27 protein-coding genes, 3 tRNA genes and 1 riboswitch are annotated in these 22974 nt (G+C 34.0%); of the genes, 16 read left to right on the forward strand and 14 right to left on the reverse strand.

Annotation, left to right across the window (positions count from 1 at the left end; genetic code table 11):
* Positions 1 to 70 precede the first annotated feature (70 nt).
* Both DFR66_RS00120 and DFR66_RS00125 read left to right on the forward strand, forming a co-directional pair.
* Positions 71 to 511, forward strand: coding sequence for a ribosomal maturation YjgA family protein (locus tag DFR66_RS00120; protein WP_242008603.1), 441 nt, complete (start codon positions 71 to 73; stop codon positions 509 to 511).
* 88 nt (positions 512 to 599) lie between these two features.
* Positions 600 to 1013: a DoxX family protein gene (locus tag DFR66_RS00125; protein WP_114753158.1), complete on the forward strand. Its 414-nt coding sequence runs from the start codon at positions 600 to 602 to the stop codon at positions 1011 to 1013.
* A gap of 72 nt (positions 1014 to 1085) precedes the next feature.
* Here the strand turns inward: DFR66_RS00125 and DFR66_RS00130 are convergent, their stop codons facing one another.
* Positions 1086 to 1934: an alpha/beta hydrolase gene (locus tag DFR66_RS00130; protein WP_114753159.1), complete on the reverse strand. Its 849-nt coding sequence runs from the start codon at positions 1932 to 1934 to the stop codon at positions 1086 to 1088.
* 391 nt (positions 1935 to 2325) lie between these two features.
* Between DFR66_RS00130 and DFR66_RS00135 the strand changes: the two genes are divergently transcribed.
* The 3 genes from DFR66_RS00135 to DFR66_RS00145 all read left to right on the forward strand — a co-directional run bounded on the left by DFR66_RS00135 (position 2326) and on the right by DFR66_RS00145 (position 4716).
* Positions 2326 to 2610: a rhodanese-like domain-containing protein gene (locus tag DFR66_RS00135; RefSeq protein ID WP_114752857.1), complete on the forward strand. Its 285-nt coding sequence runs from the start codon at positions 2326 to 2328 to the stop codon at positions 2608 to 2610.
* Positions 2611 to 2795: 185 nt separating this feature from the next.
* Entirely contained in the window at positions 2796 to 3647 is an 852-nt protein-coding gene (locus DFR66_RS00140) for a transketolase (RefSeq protein ID WP_114752858.1), read from the forward strand.
* A 115-nt stretch (positions 3648 to 3762) separates the two neighbouring features.
* Complete coding sequence (locus DFR66_RS00145; RefSeq protein ID WP_114752859.1) at positions 3763 to 4716, forward strand: transketolase family protein; 954 nt, start codon at positions 3763 to 3765, stop codon at positions 4714 to 4716.
* A 71-nt stretch (positions 4717 to 4787) separates the two neighbouring features.
* Here DFR66_RS00145 and DFR66_RS00150 read toward each other — a convergent pair whose 3' ends face one another.
* Positions 4788 to 5768, reverse strand: coding sequence for an FKBP-type peptidyl-prolyl cis-trans isomerase (locus DFR66_RS00150; RefSeq protein WP_114753160.1), 981 nt, complete (start codon positions 5766 to 5768; stop codon positions 4788 to 4790).
* 79 nt (positions 5769 to 5847) lie between these two features.
* Between DFR66_RS00150 and DFR66_RS00155 the strand changes: the two genes are divergently transcribed.
* Together DFR66_RS00155 and DFR66_RS00160 are read left to right on the forward strand one after the other, a co-directional pair.
* Positions 5848 to 6249 carry an RNA-binding S4 domain-containing protein gene (locus tag DFR66_RS00155; RefSeq protein ID WP_114752860.1) on the forward strand — a complete coding sequence of 134 codons (402 nt, stop codon included), beginning with the start codon at positions 5848 to 5850 and terminating at the stop codon, positions 6247 to 6249.
* A gap of 169 nt (positions 6250 to 6418) precedes the next feature.
* Positions 6419 to 6919, forward strand: a complete 501-nt coding sequence (locus DFR66_RS00160; protein ID WP_114752861.1) for a phosphoribosyltransferase family protein — start codon at positions 6419 to 6421, stop codon at positions 6917 to 6919.
* On the opposite strand, the gene DFR66_RS00165 is transcribed toward DFR66_RS00160, so the two are convergent.
* The gene (locus DFR66_RS00165; protein ID WP_114752862.1) at positions 6911 to 7429 is read right to left on the reverse strand and encodes a shikimate kinase; all 519 of its coding nucleotides are present in this window, start codon (positions 7427 to 7429) and stop codon (positions 6911 to 6913) included. The genes DFR66_RS00160 and DFR66_RS00165 overlap by 9 nt on opposite strands.
* Positions 7430 to 7556: 127 nt before the next feature.
* Between DFR66_RS00165 and DFR66_RS00170 the strand changes: the two genes are divergently transcribed.
* From DFR66_RS00170 to DFR66_RS00180, 3 genes are all read left to right on the forward strand, one after another.
* A tRNA-Lys gene (locus tag DFR66_RS00170) sits at positions 7557 to 7629 on the forward strand.
* 39 nt (positions 7630 to 7668) lie between these two features.
* Positions 7669 to 7741, forward strand: a tRNA-Lys gene (locus DFR66_RS00175).
* Between the two features lie 43 nt (positions 7742 to 7784).
* Positions 7785 to 7867, forward strand: a tRNA-Leu gene (locus DFR66_RS00180).
* Positions 7868 to 8191: 324 nt separating this feature from the next.
* On the opposite strand, the gene DFR66_RS00185 is transcribed toward DFR66_RS00180, so the two are convergent.
* From DFR66_RS00185 to DFR66_RS00200, 4 genes are read right to left on the reverse strand one after another with little or no spacing between them, the layout of a single operon-like run.
* Positions 8192 to 8725 (reverse strand): DUF4252 domain-containing protein, encoded by a 534-nt coding sequence (locus DFR66_RS00185; RefSeq protein WP_114752863.1) that lies wholly within the window; start codon positions 8723 to 8725, stop codon positions 8192 to 8194.
* A 1-nt stretch (position 8726) separates the two neighbouring features.
* Positions 8727 to 9302 carry a DUF4252 domain-containing protein gene (locus DFR66_RS00190; protein ID WP_242008604.1) on the reverse strand — a complete coding sequence of 192 codons (576 nt, stop codon included), beginning with the start codon at positions 9300 to 9302 and terminating at the stop codon, positions 8727 to 8729.
* 55 nt (positions 9303 to 9357) lie between these two features.
* Positions 9358 to 9843, reverse strand: a complete 486-nt coding sequence (locus DFR66_RS00195; protein ID WP_114752864.1) for a hypothetical protein — start codon at positions 9841 to 9843, stop codon at positions 9358 to 9360.
* On the reverse strand, positions 9830 to 10339 hold the full coding sequence (locus tag DFR66_RS00200; protein WP_114752865.1) for an RNA polymerase sigma factor: 510 nt from the start codon (positions 10337 to 10339) through the stop codon (positions 9830 to 9832). Before DFR66_RS00200 ends, DFR66_RS00195 begins: the two co-directional genes overlap by 14 nt.
* A 120-nt stretch (positions 10340 to 10459) precedes the next feature.
* Here DFR66_RS00200 and DFR66_RS00205 point away from each other — a divergent pair, with 120 nt between their 5' ends.
* Both DFR66_RS00205 and DFR66_RS00210 read left to right on the forward strand, forming a co-directional pair.
* Complete coding sequence (locus DFR66_RS00205) at positions 10460 to 11908, forward strand: S41 family peptidase (protein WP_114752866.1); 1449 nt, start codon at positions 10460 to 10462, stop codon at positions 11906 to 11908.
* A gap of 189 nt (positions 11909 to 12097) precedes the next feature.
* Entirely contained in the window at positions 12098 to 12718 is a 621-nt protein-coding gene (locus tag DFR66_RS00210; RefSeq protein ID WP_114752867.1) for an N-acetylmuramoyl-L-alanine amidase family protein, read from the forward strand.
* 88 nt (positions 12719 to 12806) lie between these two features.
* On the opposite strand, the gene DFR66_RS00215 is transcribed toward DFR66_RS00210, so the two are convergent.
* The 7 genes from DFR66_RS00215 to DFR66_RS13975 form a co-directional block, all read right to left on the reverse strand.
* Positions 12807 to 14717: a TonB-dependent receptor plug domain-containing protein gene (locus DFR66_RS00215; protein WP_114752868.1), complete on the reverse strand. Its 1911-nt coding sequence runs from the start codon at positions 14715 to 14717 to the stop codon at positions 12807 to 12809.
* 77 nt (positions 14718 to 14794) lie between these two features.
* Positions 14795 to 15071: riboswitch (cobalamin riboswitch) on the reverse strand.
* Between the two features lie 39 nt (positions 15072 to 15110).
* Positions 15111 to 15647, reverse strand: coding sequence for an alpha-ribazole phosphatase (gene cobC, locus DFR66_RS00220; RefSeq protein WP_114752869.1), 537 nt, complete (start codon positions 15645 to 15647; stop codon positions 15111 to 15113).
* Positions 15632 to 16438, reverse strand: coding sequence for an adenosylcobinamide-GDP ribazoletransferase (locus DFR66_RS00225; protein ID WP_114753162.1), 807 nt, complete (start codon positions 16436 to 16438; stop codon positions 15632 to 15634). The genes cobC and DFR66_RS00225 overlap by 16 nt, the downstream gene beginning before the upstream one ends.
* Positions 16439 to 16488: 50 nt before the next feature.
* Positions 16489 to 18171 carry a nicotinate-nucleotide--dimethylbenzimidazole phosphoribosyltransferase gene (cobT, locus tag DFR66_RS00230; protein ID WP_114752870.1) on the reverse strand — a complete coding sequence of 561 codons (1683 nt, stop codon included), beginning with the start codon at positions 18169 to 18171 and terminating at the stop codon, positions 16489 to 16491.
* A gap of 109 nt (positions 18172 to 18280) precedes the next feature.
* Positions 18281 to 18925: a Dph6-related ATP pyrophosphatase gene (locus tag DFR66_RS00235; RefSeq protein WP_114752871.1), complete on the reverse strand. Its 645-nt coding sequence runs from the start codon at positions 18923 to 18925 to the stop codon at positions 18281 to 18283.
* 90 nt (positions 18926 to 19015) lie between these two features.
* Positions 19016 to 19531, reverse strand: a complete 516-nt coding sequence (cobU, locus tag DFR66_RS00240; protein WP_114752872.1) for a bifunctional adenosylcobinamide kinase/adenosylcobinamide-phosphate guanylyltransferase — start codon at positions 19529 to 19531, stop codon at positions 19016 to 19018.
* Entirely contained in the window at positions 19528 to 19746 is a 219-nt protein-coding gene (locus DFR66_RS13975; protein ID WP_242008615.1) for a DUF5522 domain-containing protein, read from the reverse strand. The genes cobU and DFR66_RS13975 overlap by 4 nt, the downstream gene beginning before the upstream one ends.
* Between DFR66_RS13975 and DFR66_RS13980 the strand changes: the two genes are divergently transcribed.
* The 4 genes from DFR66_RS13980 to DFR66_RS00260 all read left to right on the forward strand — a co-directional run bounded on the left by DFR66_RS13980 (position 19658) and on the right by DFR66_RS00260 (position 22966).
* On the forward strand, positions 19658 to 19918 hold the full coding sequence (locus tag DFR66_RS13980; RefSeq protein WP_242008617.1) for a hypothetical protein: 261 nt from the start codon (positions 19658 to 19660) through the stop codon (positions 19916 to 19918). The genes DFR66_RS13975 and DFR66_RS13980 overlap by 89 nt on opposite strands.
* A gap of 90 nt (positions 19919 to 20008) precedes the next feature.
* Entirely contained in the window at positions 20009 to 21151 is a 1143-nt protein-coding gene (locus tag DFR66_RS00250) for an ABC transporter substrate-binding protein (protein WP_114752874.1), read from the forward strand.
* Position 21152: 1 nt separating this feature from the next.
* Complete coding sequence (locus tag DFR66_RS00255; RefSeq protein WP_114752875.1) at positions 21153 to 22184, forward strand: iron ABC transporter permease; 1032 nt, start codon at positions 21153 to 21155, stop codon at positions 22182 to 22184.
* Positions 22184 to 22966 carry an ABC transporter ATP-binding protein gene (locus tag DFR66_RS00260; RefSeq protein WP_114752876.1) on the forward strand — a complete coding sequence of 261 codons (783 nt, stop codon included), beginning with the start codon at positions 22184 to 22186 and terminating at the stop codon, positions 22964 to 22966. The genes DFR66_RS00255 and DFR66_RS00260 overlap by 1 nt, the downstream gene beginning before the upstream one ends.
* Positions 22967 to 22974 lie beyond the last annotated feature (8 nt).

Here is a 22974-nt window from a genome sequence, read left to right on the forward strand (position 1 = left end):
TTAAGAAACACATAAAAATAATATACTGTCACGGGTTGAAAAAACGATACAAATAAGTGAGTAACAAAAAATGAATGCTCTAAAAAATAAAATCCTAAATAATTTAACCACCAAGATGTTTCAATATAACCGCAACTATTTTATACTAACAATTTTACTTTTCCTGACAGAAATCGCCATAGCTATGTATGTTCATGATGACTTTATAAGACCTTATTTCGGAGATTTTCTAGTGGTTATTTTACTGTATTGTTTTCTGAAATCCTTTGTAAAAGTTTCGGTTTTGGTAGCAGCAAGTGTTGTTTTGGTTTTTTCATTTGGTATCGAAATCGCTCAGTATTTCAATATGGTGGAAAAACTGGGATTGCAACATTCTAAGATTGCAAGAGTTGTGCTCGGGAATTCATTTGCTTGGATGGATTTACTTGCCTACGTTCTAGGAATTCTAACCGTAATTGGTATCGAAATATTCCGTTTAAAACGGAATAATAAAATCCATAAGTTGTTGTAACTTTAGAAACAATACATTATTTCGTACTTCAAAATCTTGAGAAAAAATCTTATGTTTGTCTGAACAAGATTCTAAAAACTTTAAAAATATGATTCAAAAATTAATTTCTTCAAGTACATGGTCCGCTAAAGCAACGGATTGGGCTTCGCTTATTTTACGTCTAACATTTGGTTTATTGATGTTGAGTCATGGTATTCCAAAACTAATGAAGTTAATGGATGGCAACATGGAATTTGGCGATCCAATAGGCATTGGCGTTCCGGCATCATTAGCTTTGACGGTTTTTGCCGAAGTTTTATGCTCCGCATTACTAGTAATTGGATTATGGACCAGACTGGCTTTGATTCCGCTTATTATAACTATGGCGGTTGCCGCATTTATTGTTCACATCGCTGATGATTTAGGATCGATGGAGCCTGCATTACTGTATTTACTATCCTATTGCGCGCTATTTTTATTAGGAAGTGGTAAATATTCTATTGATGCTGTTTTGAAAAAATAAGCCTACTTAAATTCTTCTTATTCTTAGGATTTAAATATCAAAACCTTAATTATGCTGCTCCTATCAATATGCTTAGGGTTTTTTCTTATTGTTCATTTCCATAAAAGCAATAATTTCGTCAAATCGATTGCTCCAAGGCGAGAAATACTGAAGCACCATTGGGACATGTTTTTTATTCAACCGAATTGGCTTTACATTGGGTTGATAAGGTTGCAAAGCAGTTACAAAACGGCTGTTGGCAATTTTTATGGAATTATAGGTTTTGTCTCCAACATAAATTAAAAAAGGTGGCGTGTTTTTATTTAGGAAATAAATAGGCGAAGCATCTTTCCATTGCTCTGGATTTGAGGTCCATGTTGTGATATAATCATCTTCTAAAGTAGGTGGATTTCCATCTAAATAATTTTTCATATCTAATCCTGCAGCATCATTCAGGATAATTCCAGCAATAGTTCCAGCATCAATTCCATATTTTGGATTCATAACTGCCAGAGCACCTAGATGCCCGCCTGCTGAATGACCCGTGATATAAATCGAACTGGGATTACCATTATACTGGCTTATGTTCTTTTTTGTCCATTGGATTACAGACGCGATTTGCTGTGCCATATCATCATAAGAAGCCTCAGGACTTAACGTGTAGTCTGGAATAACTGTAATCACGCCTTTGCTGGCAAAATTTCTACCAAGTAAATCGTAGGTACCTTTCTTACCGCTGTTCCAATTGCCTCCGTGTACAAAAATAATAACGGGAACCTCAGTCGCACTTGATTTTCGGGGAACAAAAACATTCAGTTGTGGTAGTTTTGAAGTATTCTTTTCGGTAGAATTGAGGTACGAAATGTCAGTGTTTTTTTTAGAACCGCAGTTGACCAAAAGAAAAGCATTCAATAAGACGATGATAAAGAAGGAGAAACGCATATTCATTTTTTTACGAATATAAGATTAAAAAAATAGTCTTGACATCGCTTATTCTATAAAAATAGAACAAAAGTTTATAAATGAATGTATATGCTAAACCAAAATTATCTTCTTGGGACAAAACATTTTTCCCTAATTTAATTTTTAAAGAAAATTAAAAAAAATACAGCTGCTTTTGATAAAATGTTAAATAGAATTTTAAAATAAATTACTACACGAAGTATTTTCAAAGCAGTCTGATTATTATGTGATAATTTCTTTATGTATCAGCTGCTTTTAAATAATACAAACTCAAAATTTTTTTTGTAGCGTAACAAATGATACCAAAAACCAGCTGTGTAATTGTACCTTTGTCAAACCAATAAAAAATACTAATTCTAAAAATAAAACTATGGAAGTAGCTCAAATAATTAAAGAAAAACTGGGAACTATTGTCGATGTGCGTTCCTATGATGAATTTATGGGTGGTCATGTAGCAGGTTCAATCAATATTCCGTTGAATGAAATTCCGCATAGAATGCAGGAAATACAAGAACTTATGGCTCCATTAGTTTTGTGTTGTGCATCAGGAAATAGAAGTGGTCAGGCACAAGTTTTTCTAACCGCACATGGTGTAGAATGTTATAACGGCGGCTCATGGCTGGATGTGAATTACTTGCAATCTCAATCAATATAAAATGATTGAAATACTAAAAAAATATTCGGACTTGGCAGAAAGACACTAAATACTCAAAAATTCATAAAAATATTGTGGCAACTAAAAAACTAAAATCCTTGATAACTATTGATAATTCTAAAAATGGAACCTTACAATAATCAAATTATCTGATTATATTTGCGCAGTCTAATTTTAACACACAAATGAAACCGAACACACAACAATTAAACGATTTAACAATCCAAGTCAGAAGAGATATTCTTCGAATGGTACACGCAGTCAACTCAGGTCACCCAGGTGGTTCTTTAGGTTGTGCTGAATTTCTTGTAGTTTTATACCAAAATATCATGGAACGCAAAGAAGGTTTTGATATGGACGGAATTGGAGAAGATCTTTTCTTCCTTTCAAACGGGCATATTTCTCCAGTTTTCTATAGCGTTTTAGCGAGAAGCGGTTATTTTCCGGTTGCTGAATTAGCTACTTTCCGTTTGATCAATTCAAGACTACAAGGACATCCAACTACGCATGACGGTTTACCGGGAGTTCGCATTGCGTCTGGTTCTCTTGGACAAGGATTATCTGTAGGGATTGGAGCTGCTCAAGCTAAAAAATTAAATGGTGACAACCATATTATTTATACGCTTCACGGTGATGGTGAATTGCAAGAAGGTCAAAACTGGGAAGCCATTATGTATGCTTCTGCAAAAAAAGTAGACAATCTTATCGCTACAATCGATTTAAACGGAAAACAAATTGATGGCTCTACTGACGAAGTACTAGCTATGGGAAGTATTCGTGCTAAATTTGAAGCTTTTGATTGGGATGTTCTAAAAATAGAAAAAGGGAATGACATCGAAGCTATTATTGCTGGTATGAATGATGCTAAATCAAGAACTGGAAAAGGAAAACCAGTTTGTGTATTGTTGCATACTGAAATGGGTAATGGTGTAGATTATATGATGTACAGTCATGCATGGCATGGTAAAGCACCAAATGATACGCAACTTGAAATTGCTTTAGGTCAAAATTATACTGAAGCAGAAAGCGACTATTAATCCCCACCTAGCCTCCCCCAAGGGGAGTAACAGCTACAGAATCATTAAATAAAAATTTAAAACCCTATTTACCCCAATAGGAGCTCCCCTCCTTTGGAGGGGCTGGGGGAGGAAAATGAAAAAATATACAAATACAGGAAGTAAAGATACTCGTTCGGGTTTTGGAGCGGGAATGACTGAATTAGGTCAAAAAAACGAAAATGTTGTGGCACTTTGTGCGGATTTAATTGGGTCCTTAAAATTCGATGATTTCAAGAAAAATCATCCAGAGCGTTTTTTCCAAATTGGAATTGCAGAAGCCAACATGATTGGAATTGCAGCAGGTTTAACCGTAGGAGGGAAAATTCCTTTTACCGGAACTTTTGCTAATTTTTCTACGGGAAGAGTGTACGATCAAATTCGTCAATCTGTTGCTTACTCGGAGAAAAATGTGAAAATTTGTGCTTCACACGCTGGATTAACTTTAGGAGAAGACGGTGCGACTCACCAAATCCTAGAAGATATCGGTTTAATGAAAATGTTACCGGGAATGACCGTAATCAATACCTGTGATTACAACCAGACTAAAGCAGCTACATTAGCAATTGCAGATCACCATGGTCCTGTTTATTTGCGTTTTGGACGTCCAGTAGTGCCAAACTTTATGCCAGCTGACGAACCTTTCGAAATAGGAAAAGCTATTGTTTTAACTGAAGGTTCAGATGTAACTATTGTAGCTACCGGACATTTAGTTTGGGAAGCCTTAATCGCAGCTGAAGCATTAGAAGCACAAGGTATATCTGCTGAAGTGATTAATATCCACACTATCAAACCATTGGATGAAGAAGCTATTTTAAAATCATTGGCAAAAACCAAATGTATAGTTACTGCTGAAGAGCATAATATTTTAGGAGGTCTTGGCGAAAGCGTTTCCAGAGTATTAGCATTAAACAGTCCTGCTCCACAAGAGTTCGTAGCGGTTAATGACAGTTTTGGAGAATCTGGAACACCAGAACAATTAATGGAAAAATACAAATTGAATAATCAAGCTATTGTTGAAGCAGTAGAAAGAATAATGAAAAGAAAATAATATTTTCATTTCAAACCAAAAAAAATCCAGTTCAATCTAAATTGAACTGGATTTTTTTTTAGTTGTAAGTATTAATTACATTTTACTAAATGTCTTTTCACTCTCGCTGGATTAGTAGTATTGCCATCACAGCTTGGTATGTCAGCAAATGGAATTATTTTACCGTTTGCATCAGTAATTTCTTTTCTTGTACTTACGCCGTCCCCATCATCATCCGTATCTAAAAAGTTTGGGATTCCATCGCCATCTGTATCATCCGGATTTGCAACACCTGTTGCCAAAATTCGCATATAACCATCACCATTTAAATCCTCTTGAAAGTTCGGAATTCCATCACCATCAGAATCAATCCTATTAACTGCAAATAACTTGAAGTTAAAAATCAAAGGAGCATAAGGCGGAATACTGGCGCTTCCAGAATTGTAATACCCTAAACCTGATGGGATAAACATAATTCCTGCACCAAAGTCATTATAAGAAACAGTACCATCAGCTTTAGAGGTAAATGTACCTGCTTTGAATTCAGGGAAAGATTCTCCCCATCCAGCTATTGTATTAAACAAATTTAAAAATTGTTGTGGGTTTCTAACTTCCTCAAATTGAGTTGTAGCCAATACCTTAACATCAGAAACAGTTTTACGATCTAAATATTTCCCATTGTACGAGGTCCATACACCATCTACATTTGAAGGTCGCTCTCCTACTCCTTCTCTTAATACTAAATAATACAATGTATAAGTTATGTCATGCAGTTTAACCTCTTTACTCAAAAGTTTAGGAAAAGTAGCGCTGTTCAAATACGAATAAATTGATGGTTCTGTACCGCCTGCTGGAATTTTTGTAAAAGTAACATCTTGATCATCAGCAAAACCAGGATGATTTATAACAGTTATAGAATAGGTTTTTAAATATTCTTCAATGTCCGCAATATCAGTAGCATACTGAACGGCGTATTCTCTTGGTGGGCTAAGAGTAGCAGCTTCATCCTTTGAACATGAAAATAAAGACGCAGTTGTAATCAATAGAATAAAATAATACTTAAATTTGTTCATTATAGCTAAATTTTTAAGTGCGCAAGATACAATATTGATTGATTTTTGTAAACTATTTAACTCCGATTTTAGAAAATTTATGAGAATAGATAAATATTTATGGTGCATGCGGTATTATAAAACGCGAAACATGGTTACCGAAGCCTGTAAAAAGAATCATATTACAGTAAATGGTCTTGTTGCCAAGCCATCAAAAGAGGTTTTTCCTACTGACAGAATTACATTCCGGAAAGACCAAATTACACAAATCATAACCGTTCTGGATATACCTGAAAACCGTGTTGGAGCAAAATTAGTCGATATTTATAGACGAAATGACACTCCAGCGGAAGCCTATCAACATCTAGAATTACTAAAATTATCCAAAGAACATTACCGAAAAAATGGTACGGGAAGACCTACCAAAAAAGACCGTAGAGACATTGACGAATTTCTCCCCTCCCCGACCCTTTCCGAAGGAGAGGGAGACGAGCCTTCGTAAATTAAGTGAAATATCTAATAGCCTTTGCAAAACCCAGTTTCCGCCCAAAAGGTATGATGGGAAGACAAGTGTTGACAAATAAAAATTAAGTAAAACATCGAATAACCTTTCCCAGACCTGGCTCCCTCCCCTTCGGGGAGGGCTGGGGAGGGGAAAAAACCTTTAAATAATGAGCAAAAATATCATTTTAACGAATCAAGAAATCGAGCATAAAATAAAAAGAATTGCTTACCAAATCTATGAAACCTTTGTAGATGAAGAAGAAATTGTAATTGCAGGAATTGCTTCTAACGGTTTTACATTTGCATCAAAAATAGCTTCAATCTTAGAAACCATTTCTCCTATTAAAGTTTCACTTTGCGAAGTACAAATAAATAAGCAAAATCCCGAATTACCAATTCACACCTCATTATCAAAAGAACAATACGCTAATAAAGGCTTGGTTCTGGTTGACGATGTGTTAAACTCTGGAACTACATTAATTTACGCAGTAAGGCATTTTATTGACGTTCCTTTGAAAAAATTTAAAACCGCAGTGCTGGTTGACCGAAATCACAAAAAATACCCCGTAAAAGCTGATTTCAAAGGAATATCTCTTTCAACATCATTATTAGAACACGTACAAGTCGTTTTTGATGAAAACGACAACAATTATGCTTATTTAAGCTAGAATTGCTACGATATCAAGTACAGTTTGGTCGATTGTCTTATCATCAACATTTACTTTGTATTGAGCTTGATTGTAATAAAAACTTCTTTCGAAGAGGTGCATTGCAATAAATTCTTTCAATTCAGCGTCACTTTTATTTGCAATAAGAGGACGCTTGTTTTTATTATGACTTAATCTGTCAAACAAAGTCTCGATTGATGCTTTAAGATAAATAGAAACAACATTATCTCCTTTTAGCAACTCATGATTATTGGCATAACATGGCGTTCCTCCGCCCAATCCTATTATTAATTGCTCTGGTAAATTTAATAATTCGACAAAAACTTCGTGTTCTAGCTTTCTAAAATAAATTTCACCATACTTTTCAAAAATAGCATTTATGGACAAATTTACTTTCTCTTCAATCTTTTTATCCAAATCCACAAAAGGAATTTCGATATTTTTTGACAACTTATTTGCAATTGTGGACTTACCACAACCCATATATCCTAATAATATAATTTTTTTCATCTGAATAAAACCTTACAAATTAAGGTGTTGAGTGATTTTGTTAAAAAAAGACAAATTTATAATAAAATTGCTTGGAAAACTCCAAAATAAGTCCTTATATTTGCACCCGCATTCAAGGGAAGAATATGACTCGATAGCTCAGTTGGTAGAGCACATCACTTTTAATGATGGGGTCCTGGGTTCGAGCCCCAGTCGGGTCACAATTTTAGTGATCAACACATAATTTTCTTGAAAGCATTGACTCGATAGCTCAGTTGGTAGAGCACATCACTTTTAATGATGGGGTCCTGGGTTCGAGCCCCAGTCGGGTCACAAAAAGGTCGAGTAATTTATTACTTGACCTTTTGTCTTTTTAGGCCACGTGGAGAAACGGTAGACTTGCCAGCTTGAGGGGCTGGTGCTCGCAAGGGCGTGCGGGTTCAAATCCCGCCGTGGTCACGAATAAATAAAAATGCTTCAAAATAATCAAGTTTACTTGAAATTATTTTGAAGCATTTTTATTTTCTAAGCAGAGCTTTGTTGCAATAAACGAAATCGATCCTATCTTTTCAAGTACACTACTAAACTAAAACTCTTTTAGCTAACATATCTATGAAATTCAAATCTCCGTATTTTTTTGGTTCCAATAGTTTAAAATATAATCGATATCAATTAAAACATACAGTATAAATAAATTTCCTATAGATAAACAACGCACTACCAAAATAACAAAAGCGCCTTGAAATAATTATCAAGACACTTTTTTGTTATTCAAAAACACGTTTACTTCATTAACTGCTGCAATGGCTTCAACTGCTCTAAATCAATATTAGATTGTTGTAAAACGCTCATCATATTCATCACACTGGTAGGGTTCATATCTTTACCTAAAATGCGAACCACTGCAAAACCATTTTCTTTTTTATTGGCAAAGAAAACAAACTCTTCAATATGCTCATCAGTTCCCACAAAGCTAACCGAAGCACCCTCTTTTCCTGAACCAAACTTCATCAATTGCTTGTATTTTTTATCTTTCAAAATCAAGTCAACTTTAGCACGTTCTGCTTCAAACTCCGCTTTGTTTTTATCATTTAATTTAAAAGCTAAAACATTCATTTTTTCAAAAGACTTCAAAGCATCACTCTGTGCAATGGATAATTTTGTTTTATCAACATTCAGAATATTAGGTGACACATCTAGTGCAATGAAATTTTTGTTTTCAGTATTTTCTACAAAATACTTTTGTAAAGTCGGTTCCGAGTTACAGCTCACGAGAAATAAACTCAAAAGCAGCGCTAGTCCATAAACTAATTTCATCTTAATTCTTTCCTTTAGTTGCTTTCTTCAAATCTTCCCCACCAGGAATTTTCATCTTATTAGTCAGCACCGAAATTTCATTTAAATCAAAATTACCTTTTAAAGACATTAAAACTGTATCTTCATTTTTAGCGCCTTCTATAAACATAAACAACTCTCTTATTTGAGAATCACTCACACCAGATTTTACAAGAATTTTAATGCTTTTTCCATCCTCGTTTACGCGCATCAGTTCTTCTAATCCAGCTGATTTTATATATTTATCAGCTACAACTTTCATTTCGCCTTCAATTCTGGCACTTTTAGTAGTAAATACTTTTAAATCATCCAGTTTCTTGATCAAGCTCTGGTATTGTTGTGTTTCTTTATCCGAAGCATCCATTTTTACTTTGCTCATCAAATCAAACATTTTTTTATTGACAATAATTGATGTTACGCCTTCTTGCCCATCGAATTTATCAAAAATCGCTTGTGCAAAAAATGTGCTTGAAACTAATGTAAATACTAATGTCAGTATCAACTTTTTACTCTTATTGAAATTATTTTTCATTTTGTTATTATTAATTGTTGCTTTCATTTTTTTTTAAATTGTTATGGTTTAAAATTGTTTTTTTTCGGTTTACTCAAGGCAATTATAATCCGCCAGGGTGTTTACTTGTATTAATAAATATTTTGTCCTTTGTGGTTTGATATTCTTGAATATACAATACACTTTCTATGCCAACATTTACATTATTTGATAATAATGACAAAGCTTTTTGTGTTGCTCTGAAAGCTTCTTGAGGGTCGTCATATGTTCCTAAATCCTCGTTTTTATTTACAACATCAGTACTGTAATAAACATAGGTTCCTATTCCCAGCAAAACAACAACCGAAGCCGCAATTGATATCCACGCAACAGTACGTTTTTTATCTCGAGGCCTCGGTGGTAGTGAAATTTCTGGCGTAAACTGACGTCCTTTTGCAAGAGAGAAACACTCAAAAATAGGTTTGTACTGCTCTAAATGCGGCGCCACATTCGATGAAGAAAAATAATTACGTAATTCATTTTCTTCTGCAATACTGGTTTCTCCCTGAAAGTATTTTTCTAATAAATCTTCTATTTTAGCTAATTCCATAATTGTGTTTTTCAGTCATATAATCCCGTATCGTTTTTCTTGCTCTTGAAAGCGCCACCCGAATCGCGCTCTCATTCATGTCGAGTATTTTTGCGATTTCTTCAAATTCATATTGTTCAAAATCACGCATTTGAATTATTAATTTTTGTTGAACGGGTAACTTATCGATTATTTTCTCCACCCAGTTCAAACTATCTAAGTCTTCCATCTTCTTCTCCAGTCCAGAATCTCTGTCAAGATAATTTGCATGAACGATTTTGAGATTCCCTGTTCTTTTGGATTTTAGCTGATCCAAACAATAATTTTTAGTCATTGTCATTGCAAATGCTTCTACGCTGCTATACTCTAATAAATTTCCATTTTTACTCCATAATTTGACTAAAATTTCCTGAGTAGCATCTTCGGCTTCTTCAGTACTTGTAAGCAATCGCTTAGCCAGCCTAAAAACTTTATCTTTAAAAGGAGTGACGAGAAGTACAAACTCATTTTGATTCATAAAAAATTAAGTTTTTAAACTGGTTATATAATCAAGACGACTCATTTTTATTTTTGTAACAAAAAACATAAAATAAAACTAAAGTTAGTATTTTTACGTTAATTATATTAAAACCTACTTATGAGAACAAGTTTCAAAATTACGCTTTTATTATTTATCTCGATATTTACGTTCCAAAGCTGTCAAGATAACGATGATGTAGCTCCACCAGCTAACCTTGAAATTCAAGATTTTATCTGGAAAGGCATGAACCAATACTACTTGTGGACAGATGAAGTTCCTAATCTTGATGAAAATAGATTTGCTGATCAAGCAAGTCTTAACAACTTCTTGAAAGCTTTTGATACTCCTGAAAATTTATTTGCAGCACTACGTGTAGACGCAAGCAAAGATAAATTCAGCTGGATTGTAGATGATTATTTAGAACTTGAAGGTCAACTTCAAGGAACAACTAATAACAATGGCGTTGAATTTGGTTTAAGCAGAAAATCAACTGGTTCTTCAGAAATTTTTGGTTTTGTACGCTACATTATCCCAGGTTCTAATGCCTCAACCAAAGATATTAAAAGAGGAGATATTTTTACAGCAGTAAATGGTACGCCACTTACGGTAAGTAATTATCAATCCTTACTTTTTGGGTCTAATAATGAATATACACTAAACATGGCTGATTTAGTAGGAGGTGCATTTGTAACCAATGGCAAAAACATAGACCTGACAAAAACAGTCTTAACTGAAAATCCTATTCATGTAAACAAAGTAATAACTTCAGGCACACACAAAATAGGTTATTTAATGTATAATGCTTTTACAGCAAATTTTGACGCACAATTAAATGAAGCTTTTGGCACGTTAAAAGCACAAGGAGTTACAGAACTAGTGTTAGATTTGCGTTATAACGGTGGAGGATCTGTACTCACAGCAACTCGTTTAGCAAGTATGATTACGGGACAGTTTACAGGTAAGGTTTTTGCAAAACAGCAATGGAATAAAGAAATTAACGATTACTTTGAAAAAGAAAGTCCCGAATCTATTGTCAACAATTTTACAGATAAAATAGGCACTACACCCATAAATAGTTTAAACTTAACTAAGGTTTACATTTTAACTAGTGCTAGTTCCGCATCTGCTAGTGAATTAGTAATTAACGGATTAGAACCACACATCAACGTAATTCAAATAGGTGATGTTACCGTTGGGAAAAATGTAGGTTCAGTAACCTTATACGATTCTCCAGGTTTTGGGAAAGAAAACAGAAACCCAAAACACCGTTATGCTATGCAACCTATTGTACTTAAAATTGTTAATTCTCTAGGTTTTGGAGATTACCAAAGTGGTCTACAGCCAGATTTTCTGCAAAAAGAAACTGTGAGTACACTTGGCGTTTTAGGTGATGAAAATGAACCATTATTAAAAGCTGCAATTTCAAGAATTACAGGAACAGCACGCGTAAGCACTCAAAAACAAAGAGCTGATTATGAAAATTTCACTAGTTCACAAGCCATAAACGGATTGAACCAAATGTATCTTGAAGAAGCTCCATTAGGTTTGCTAAAAGCATTGGAATAAAAAATTAAGAATATAATTTATGCCACAAATTGAGAAGATAAAACCTTTGAATTTGTGGCATTTTTTTTTAATGCTAAATACTTTTTTAAACCATTTGTTTTCTAATCCTTGTTTAAAAAAAAAATTAACTCAAGCAATAAATTGTTATTTTGTAAGTTTATATTGTATAAACCATTCAACAACTATCTTATGAATAAATCAATTCCCCTATTTTTAGCGTGTGCTACTTTAGTTTCTTTTTCATTTGTAAAACCAATTACTAAAACGACCAAGCAAATCAATGTTGTTATCGATGCTGGGCATGGTGGATCCGATTTAGGAGCAACTTCTAGTTTTGGTACTGAAAAATTGATCGTAGAACAAATAACGAAAAAAATAAAATTCTTGAATAAAAATGAAAATGTGATAGTGCATCTTACGAGAAATGAAGATAAAAACCTATCCTTATCCGATCGTGCTGTTATTATTAACACCATCAAACCGGACTTAGTTTTGTCTTTGCACGTTAACATAAGTACGAATGTCGCTAAATCTGGAATGGAGTTTTATGTTGCCAATGAATCTGTGGCATTTGAAAAATCAGCTGAAATTGCTAATGCGCTTCGTACTAAATTTACGCAGAACAACAGCTTACCATCATCTGAAGTAAAAAAAGCTCCATTTTTTATTTTGAAAAAATCAGTTGTTCCTGCTATTGTTGTTGAGTTAGGCTACCTTTCCAATCTTACTGACAGAGCCTATTTAACGGATGAAAAAGAACAAGATAAAATTGCATCTACGATACTATCTTTTGTTTCAGAATTAAAATAAAAACTGTTGTAAATAAAAAAGAGAGACTTTCACCGCTGATTGTCTCTCTTTTCGTTTCCAATTACAACTAACCTACTTATTTAAAATTTTAGAATAAGAAATTTAAACCTAATTTAAAATTTCTTCCTCTTGTACTGTAACCTCTACTTTCGACAAAGTCTTTATCTAAAATATTATCAACCGCACTAAAAATATTCAATCTGTTTTTGATCAATTCAAAACGAACATTAGCATTTACTAATTGATAGTCTTTTAGAATTTCTGAATTTAAAACAGGACTAAAATTTGGGGCTGGATACGTTGTGTATTCTAAATATCTGTCAGACACAAATTGGTAAGCCAAATTAAAGGCAAGACGTGCAGTTGCTTGTACATCTACAGTAGCATTAGCTTTATGTTTTGGATTTAGAATTCGTGATTGTCTTTCAAGCTCTGTAAAAGTATAATTGGCATTAAATTTTACTTTATCATTAAAAGCGTACGATACCATTGTTTCAAAACCTTTAGCTTTGTTTTTACCATCAACATTAAAGTATTTGTAAGTCATTAAATCAAAACCTATTGCATCTTCCTCTTCTCTTTGAAAAGCAACTGCATTTAAGACCAATTTTTTATTTGCTAAACTTACTTCAAAACCTATTTCGGCTGTGGCATCTTTCTCCGGAGATAAATCTAAATCGCCATATGGAGAATACAATTGATACAAACTAGGTGTAACAAATGCAGTGCTATACGAAGCCAATACTTTTAAAGACTCAGAAAAGCTGTACGAAGGATTTACGTTATACACTAAATTATTCCCGTATTTGCTATGAATATTGTAACGCGCACCAGCATTTACGTTTAATCCAAAGTCTGAATTATACACTGCAGTTACATAAGGATCAATCATATTAAATTTTGCCAAATCAGTTGTAATTGCATCATACAAGCTCATGTTTGACATTTCGTGAAACTGAAATTGAGCTCCAGTAACTACAAATAATTGAGATGAAATTTCATATTTATTAAAGGCATCGACATTAACACTTCTAGACTTTGCCTGAAATAAAGAGCCAAAATTAAAAATATCACGATTAATTACATTTGCTCCAGAATTAATTACAAATTCTCCTTTGTTGTATTTGTATTTTGGAGAAAAACCAACTCTAAATTGCTCTGAAAGACTGAAATTAATTGGGTCATCTGAAAATGAACCTGCATCAAAATCACTTTTCATTCGGTCATAATTAGCAAAGAAATCCAAGGATAATTTTTTAGTAGGTGTAAATCCAATTTTGACTACAGAATTTAGTCTTGAAAAATCATCGTTTTCAAATTGAGTATTCGAATTTAAGGGTCTTGCTTCAGAAATTCCTGTAGTTTCAGTACTATTCAAGGAAGCAAAATAATTTACTTTTTCGAAACCACCGTTTACAGCAAATCCCTGATTGTAATCCTGCACACTATAATTTGCTGATTTAGCAACCGTTTGTGTTCCCACATTTAGGTATGCATTTCCTGCAATCGCTTTTTTACCTGCTTTTTTAAGTGTAATATTAATAACCCCAGTCGCAGCTCCAGAACCGTATAATGTACTGGAAGCACCTTTCATAATCTCGATACTTTCAATTTGCTCCACTGGAAGCAATCTCAAATCATACGATAAACTAATTCCAGAAGCATCTGTTACCGGAACACCATCAATCAAAATTAAAACCTGATGATTTCTTCCTCCTCGAATGTAAAGTCCTAAATCTTTACCATTACGACTCTGATTTCCATTAATTTCAACTCCAGCAACCGTACTTAAAATGGTAGCTACTGACTGTCCAGCTTTTTTCTTCAAATCTGCAGCAGTAATTTGGACGATTACTTTACCTGATTTTTCTTTTGGCAAAGAAAATTTCGAATCAGATACAACAACCTCTTCAAGTTGTTTTGGTTCTTGTTCTTGTGCATAAGTGTTCATTGCAAATAACATTGCAATCGCACTAAAGCGAATGAATTTTTTGTTCATTTTAAAAATGTAAAAATTTAACAAATTGGGAGAAAAGCACAGAATGACCCATACCCAAACTTTTTTTCCCGAAAGTTTGATACTCGATGTACTAGGCAGGTCTCCTGGCTTGCGTCTTGTTGTTTACCTTCTCATCTCGTCTTTAAGAACGAAACAATGGTTTTGTAGATAACATCAAGCTTGATAGCTTACAGTTGCGGGTACAGCTCAGGATTTTTGATTTAAGATTTATGATTCGTAATTTAGGATTTGAACCCTGAAATTTAAAATCTAAAACTCGAAATCTTTCACCTGATTCCCTTTTAATGGGGTTTGAAAATAAACAAACCTCAACCTCAATACGGCGGCAAAGATAAAATTATATTAAGTTAATAACCTAAATAATTGCAAATTTTATAATTCAATTTTAATTACTGCTCCAAAATCTACTTTATTCTGAAAGGCATCTTTTAGAGGTAAATTTGAAATTTTACATAAAAAACTTCGTATAACTCCTGCATGTGCCACAATAATTACTGGTTTTGAATTGGTTACTTGAAGTTCATTGTACATAAAATCAATTACTCGATTGTATAAATCCGTAAATGATTCGCCATTGGGCACGCAAACATTTACAAAATCAGTCATCCAAGGCGTAAAGTCATCTGGTGGAATTGCATCCCAATTTTTCATTTCCCAATCGCCAAAATTCATTTCCATAAGGCGAGAATCTGCATTTACAGCCGTAATTTCTGTATTGTCTTTGATGTAATTTGCCAAAAGAACACAGCGAAGTAAAGGACTGGAATACAAAATTGCATCCTTAGGCAATAGACTCAAAACAGACTGAAAAACAGCACCATAAGGCTCCATGATTTCCACATCGGATTGTCCGTAACAAATTCCTTTTTCGCAAACCGTTTCTGTGTGACGTACTAAATAAACTTCCATAATGCAATAACTGATATATAAAAAACCACTTCGCAAACCTGCTGGGTTGCCCCCAAACAATCTCCGGTATACCCGTCAATCCATTTCTGGAAATAACGTGCTAAAAAGAATCGAGTCAGAAAAATAGGGATTAAAACCAACAGTATTTGCCACTGAAAATAGGACAAAATAACTAATGGAAGAAATCCAAAAAAGAAAGCTCCCACCACTTCTTTCCATGAATAATTTTGTGCAATAGGTTTGCTTTTGCTGGTAGCATCCTCACGAGAATATTCATGGGTAAAAACAATTGAAATTGCCGCCAATCGACTGATAGAATGCGCGGAAACAAAAAGCAACAGGATTATAAATTGTGGACTATAAATTATAAATTTAGGATTATCAGAAACATCAATTAATTGAGTTAACCCTTTAAATTTAAGCACTAACAACAGTACTAAACCAATTGCTCCATACGCACCAATGGCACTATCTTTCATGATCATCAGTATTTTTTCTTTGGTCCAACCGCCTCCAAAACCATCGCAAACATCAGCAAAACCATCTTCATGAAAAGCTCCGGTAACTAAAACAGAAGCAATCATAGAGAAGATTACCGCAATTTCTGGTGAAACTAAAAAATTAAAAACAAAGTATACTCCAAAAGCCACACTACCCACAATCCAACCAATTAATGGAAAATAACGGGATGCCTTATTTAAATAATCCGGGTCATGATTGATGTTTGCAGGACATGGAATCCTGGTATAAAACATTAATGCCGTAAAAAATATGTGTAGTTCTTTTTTCATTTCTTTTATTTTGGCTAAAGCCAATTTATCTTTTTACTAATACATTAAATTTAAAGTTCCCGGCTACTCACACCCGCTGAATTAAAACTGGCCATATCATTCAAGAATGCTACAGCCGACTCAATTAAAGGAAAAGCAATCGCACAACCCGTGCCTTCACCCAATCGTAAATCTAGTTGCAATAGGGAACGAACTCCTAGATAATCTAATATTTTTTGATGTCCTTGTTCCGCAGATGAATGGCAAAAAATAGCATTTTCAATAATGGATGGATTCTTTTTAAAAGCAATTAAAAAAGCAACACTACAAATAAAGCCATCCACAAGAATCAGCATATTTTCTTGTTTTGCCTGAAGCATCCCTCCTACCATTTGCATGATTTCAAATCCCCCAAAATAAGCTAACTTACTTTGTATATCATCTGAACCATAGTAATTAGCAATACATTTTTCAAGAATACTAATCTTTTGAATCAACTGTTCATCATTTACACCAGTACCTTTCCCAACGCAATCTTCAATTGGTAATCCTAAAATAATGCTCATCAAGACTGAAGCAGTAGCCGTGTTACCAATACCCATTTCGCCAAAACCAATACAGTTACTACCCGTTTTTGCAATAGAGGCAACGATTTCACTTCCTTTCATAAAACACAATTCAACTTCTGTTTTACTCATTGCGGCACCATGTAAAAAAGAATGTGTTCCCATGCCTATTTTAGCCGAAATCAAATTCGTGTTCATAGGAAAATCATAATTGACACCAGCATCCACAATTGCTAATTGAATCTTATTTTGTTTACAAAACACATTTATTGCTGCTCCACCTGTCAAAAAATTAGTCACCATTTGTCTGGTAACATCTTGCGGATAGGCACTTACACCATGATTTGCAATTCCGTGATCCGCTGCAAAAACAACCAGATTAGGTTTTATAATTTTAGGTTCTAAAGTTTGAAACACCATCCCAATTTGTTTGGCAAGCACCTCTAAAACTCCTAAAGAGCCCGTAGGTTTCGTTTTTTGATCGATTTTATGTTGTAAGGCATTTGCAAAAACAGCAGAATCAAACTCCTCTTTTATTCCAAAAGATACTTTCTCCGCCTTACTTTCATGCATAACAGTGATTTGCTCAACTAATGGAAACTCTTGCTTTTGTTTCCAATTCAGTTGTTGTAACATGGGTTGATTATCATAATTGGTAGCTGGTTTTCCCACACAAAAATACCCCAACGGCTCCATGTTTTCGGGCAATCCCAATAATTGCTTGAACTGATAGTAATTCAATATAGAAACCCAACCCATAGAATAGCCCTGCTCCGTTAATGATAACCAAATGTTTTGCGCAGCGCAAACGGAACTGAACTTTATCGCTTCATTACTCCCCACGGTTCCTATAGTGAAATTATTCAGAACGGAACGATCGTAACAAATAACTAATCCCAGTGGAGCTTCCTCTATTGCTTCTAATTTTAGGGTTTTGTAAGCTATTTTTTGTTCTTCGCTATCTGTTAGCGCAACTGCTTTTTCATCATACTCTAAAAACAAACCTTTTATGGCTTTCTTTATTTCAGCTGACTTAATCAGATAGTATTTTGTAGCATCAGTCAATCCCACAGAAGGCGCCCAATGCCCCGCTTGCAGTGCTTTTTCAATAACAGCATCTGGGACTTCATCTTTAGTAAAATGACGGGTGTCGCGACGGGATTTTAAAATTTCATCTAAGTCAGTCATGTTTTTTATTTAAAAGTTCAATGACAATTTCAAAAATAAATTTCAAAAAAATTGCTTAGAAATTGATTTTTGACATTGACATTACCATTGTTTTTTTATTATTGAAAAGTTATTCTTCCCAAACTATGAAACAATAATTCTCATAGGTAATTTTAGTAAATTCGGGTAATTCAATTGCTCCAGAAAACAACGGACAATTAATTACCAAGGTATGAAACTCACCATTTTCACCACAAGGGTCTATTCCTTTTTCGGATAATTCTTGAGCTAGTTTTTTGGTCAAAATTTTACCAAGATACTGTTCTCCCATTATTAAATTGCAAGAAACTATCATCGTTACAATTCCATTTTCAAGCATTTCATTTACTAAATCCATTCGATTCTGTTGCCACAAAGGAAGAATTGCTTTTAACGAAGCTGAGGCACATACTTTGTCTTCCCAATCTTTATGTTGTTGCAAATCAATGTCTCCAAAAACTGCTGCCTCTAACTCATATTTGGTTTTTAGCATTTTCAAAACGGCAATAAATTTGGCTTCATAATCGCCCCAAGTTGCTGGAATTCCTTCCAGAGGCAAACCCATTTTTTGAGCTTGCTGATTCAATATAGACAATGGCAATCCATGAGAACGGGATACTTTGCCGTTTTCATTCATCATATTGAGTAACACTTTTGGACTAAATCCTTGCTGAATTGCTTGCATCATTGCATAACAACTATCCTTTCCACCACTCCAAGAAGTTACAAAATTCATCTGTAATTATTTATTGATTTTTATTTGAATATGTTATGCGCGATGAAGCTCTATTTTCGTTGAATCCAATAATGTAAAATCATAGCAATTTTATATTGTTCCTTTTATCGTTACCGGAATTCCAGAAACCATAAGCACCACAGAATCGGCAGTTGCAGCTATATATTGATTCATCCAACCTTGAAGTTCTGTGAATTTTCTGCCAATATGAGTTTCGGCATGAATCCCCATCCCTATTTCATTTGTCACAATAATAATTGTCGCATTTTCTTGATTAGCAATAGCATCAAATTCGGCTTTAGCCTGTTCTAAGCATAAGGAAACATCATTTTTAGTATCCACAAAAAAGTTTGTTAACCAAAGCGTTACGCAATCGACGATAGCGACTTTTCCAGAAAAATCAATTTCGCTCAAGTGTTTTTCTTTTTCTACGTTAATCCATCGTTCGTCACGGTCTTTTTGATGGCGATCGATTCTTTTTTGGAAATCATCATCCCATTTCCGAGCTGTAGCCACATACATTGGTTTATCCGACAATCTTTTTGCTAAATTTTCGGCATAACTACTTTTGCCAGAGCGTTCGCCCCCAGTTATTAAATATATCATTTTAATATTTTTTTAAATCCATACGGACAATGTCGACATCCATTGCCACAACAATACCCTCTTTTGAGATGAAACCAAGCCTTGAAAACATAATTGCCATTTTCTAAATAATAGTCAATTCCTTCGATGAGATTCGTTGTTTTAGGTAAATCTTTCGCTTTATTATCCGTTGCAGTTTCAGAGGATAATGTCGCTACATACTCGTCAATTTTAATGGAACAAGCAGTTGTAAAGCAATTGAAACAGAGACAATCTACTACTTCTGTTGGTGCAAAAATGGGTGGAAAATTGCTACACCAGCATTTACCTCCTTCTGCTGTGTCACCACAATTAAAGAGAGTTCCGCAAGTAGAACAGTTTTTGACTTTAATGCTATTCATTTCGTAAAGATAGTATTTGTTCAATTTTTTACTACTAAAAATAAACAAGAAATTTTATAAATTTGGTATACCTTTGTCGGTATCGAAAAATTATATCATGAAATTCTCCTTTAAATTAATCCTTTTTATTTTCTCTTTTTCAACTTTAGTTGGATGTAAAAAAAGCGAAACCTCAAAGATAAAAGAAAGCACAAATTCAAATAATACAATAGAATATGCCTCGGGATTTTCTATTAATAAGTATAAAGGATATTCAGTAGTTACGGTTTCAAATCCTTGGCCTAAAGCCAATAAAAACTATACTTATATTTTAAAAGAAAAAACCGGTAGCATTCCTGATAGTCTACAAAAGTACACTACAATTTCAGTTCCTTTAGAATCAATCGTAGTTACCTCAACGACCAATATCCCTTTTTTAGAAATGCTGGAAGTTGAAAAATCTTTAGTGGGTTTCCCTCATACTGATTATGTTTCTTCTGAAAAAACCAGAAAACTAATTGATTCCCGCGCAATAAAAAATATAGGACAAAATGAAAAATTAAATGTCGAGCAACTCATTGATTTGAATCCCAACTTAATTGTAACCTTTGGCATTGACAACAACAATCCGATGATTGATAATTTACAAAAAAGCGGGCTTAAAGTACTCATACAAGCGGATTGGATGGAACAAACTCCACTTGGCAAAGCAGAATGGATTAAGCTTTATGGCGCTTTATTTGGAAAAGAAAAAGAAGCCAAAACGCTTTTTGATGGAATCGTTAAAAATTACAATGATGCGATGCAATTAGTTGCAAATCAAAAACCAACAGCAACCGTACTTTATGGATCTATGTACCAAGACCAATGGTATGTAGCACGAGGAAGCAGCTGGGTAGCGCAGTTTATGAAAGATGCCAAAGCCAATTATTTGTGGGCCAATATTGAAGGAACAGGAAGTTTAAGTTTGCCTTTTGAAAAAATATTAGAAAAAGCAAAAACAGCAAAATATTGGATTGCAACAGGCTCATTTAAAAATATTGCTGAATTCCAAAACAGCAATCCGCATTACATTCAGTTTGACGCCACTAAATCTAAAAATGTATATACTTTTGAAAGTAAATTAGGTGCCACAGGAGGAACTATTTATTATGAATTAGCCCCAAGCCGACCTGATTTAGTATTGAAAGATTTTATTAAAATCTTCCATCCAGAATTGCTTCCAAATTATACTTTTACTTTTGCACAAAAATTAAACTAAATTGGCGAATCAAAAACGAAATACAATTCTATTTTTCTTGCTTGCTTTAGGGCTTGTTCTTTTGTTTTTTGTAAACATTAGTTTTGGTTCTATCACGATTCCTTTTAAAGATATTTATACCAGTTTAACAGGTGGTCAAGCGAGTAAATCTACTTGGGAATATATCATCATCAATTACCGTTTACCCAAAGCTATTACAGCAATTCTAGTAGGAATGGGACTGTCCATAAGCGGTCTATTAATGCAAACTTTATTTCGAAATCCATTAGCAGGACCTTATGTTTTAGGGCTGAGTTCTGGTTCGAGTTTAGGTGTCGCTTTCGTACTTTTAGGAGCGGGATTACTACCGCCTTTTTTGAGTACAATTTTACTGTCTTCATACGGAGTGGTATTAGCATCAACTATAGGAAGTTCTGCTGTATTACTTGCCGTTTTAATGGTTTCCCAAAAGCTACGTGATACCATGGCAATCCTAATTGTGGGATTAATGTTTGGTAGTTTTACTAGCGCTATAGTAGGCGTTCTTACCTATTTTAGTTCGGCTGAACAATTACAGAAATTTACGTTTTGGTCCATGGGTAATTTAGGCAGTTTGTCTTGGTCTTCTATTTTAATTCTTACTGTTTGTGTGGGGATTGGCTTGTTATTAAGTCTGTTTAGCATCAAACCGTTAAATGCCTTGTTATTAGGCGAAAATTACGCTCGCAGTTTAGGATTGAATTTCAAGAAAACACGATTGATTATTATTTTTGCAACGAGTATTTTAGCAGGAAGCATCACGGCGTATGCAGGTCCAATTGCCTTTATAGGATTAGCGGTTCCCCATATAGCAAAATTAGTATTTCAAACCAGTAATCATTCTGTTTTGTATTGGAGTACGTTACTTTTAGGCGCTTCGATTATGCTTATTTGTGATGTCCTATCAGAATTTCCAGGATTAGAAATCACTTTGCCTATAAATGCTGTGACTTCAATAATTGGTGCTCCTGTAGTTATTTGGTTATTGGTTAGAAAACGAAAAATGATAGCCTAATGGAAAACAAAATCATCTTGCAAGTATCTCAAATGAGTATCGGTTATTCTCATAAAAAAGAGAAAATCGTTGTGGCTACGGATATTTCTATTACTTTAAAAAAAGGAAAACTAATAGCTCTAATTGGAGCTAATGGCATTGGAAAATCAACACTTTTAAAAACAATTACTGGAATCCAGAAACCGCTTTCAGGTGCCGTTTTCTTGAATGAAAAAAAAATCACTGATTACGAACCTTTGGATTTAGCTCAAAACTTAAGTGTTGTTTTAACCGAAAAACTACCTCCCAGTAATTTAACTGTTTTTGAACTCATTGCTTTAGGAAGACAGCCCTACACTAATTGGATAGGAACTTTATCCGATGTTGATATTGTCAAAGTAAACGAAGCTATGTCCTTAACTCAAATCAGTCATTTAGCCACCAAAAAACATTATGAAATTAGTGACGGACAATTACAAAAAGTATTGATTGCACGCGCTTTGGCACAGGATACTCCATTAATAATTTTAGATGAACCCACTACCCATTTGGACTTATTACACAAAGTAGCTTTATTTAAACTTTTGAAAAAGCTTACTCATGAAACGGGAAAATGCATTTTATTTTCTACTCATGATATTGATATGGCGATACAATTGAGTGATGAAATGATTATTATGACTCCTGAAACTGTGCTTCAAGACGGGCCTTGTAATTTTATTTCAAAAGGAAGTTTTAATACTTTATTCAAAGACGAGCATATTGTTTTTGATGCTGATAAAGGAAAATTCATAATTGTTTAGTTTCAAAA

The organism is Flavobacterium glaciei (genome assembly GCF_003350545.1).
GTDB lineage: Bacteria > Bacteroidota > Bacteroidia > Flavobacteriales > Flavobacteriaceae > Flavobacterium > Flavobacterium glaciei.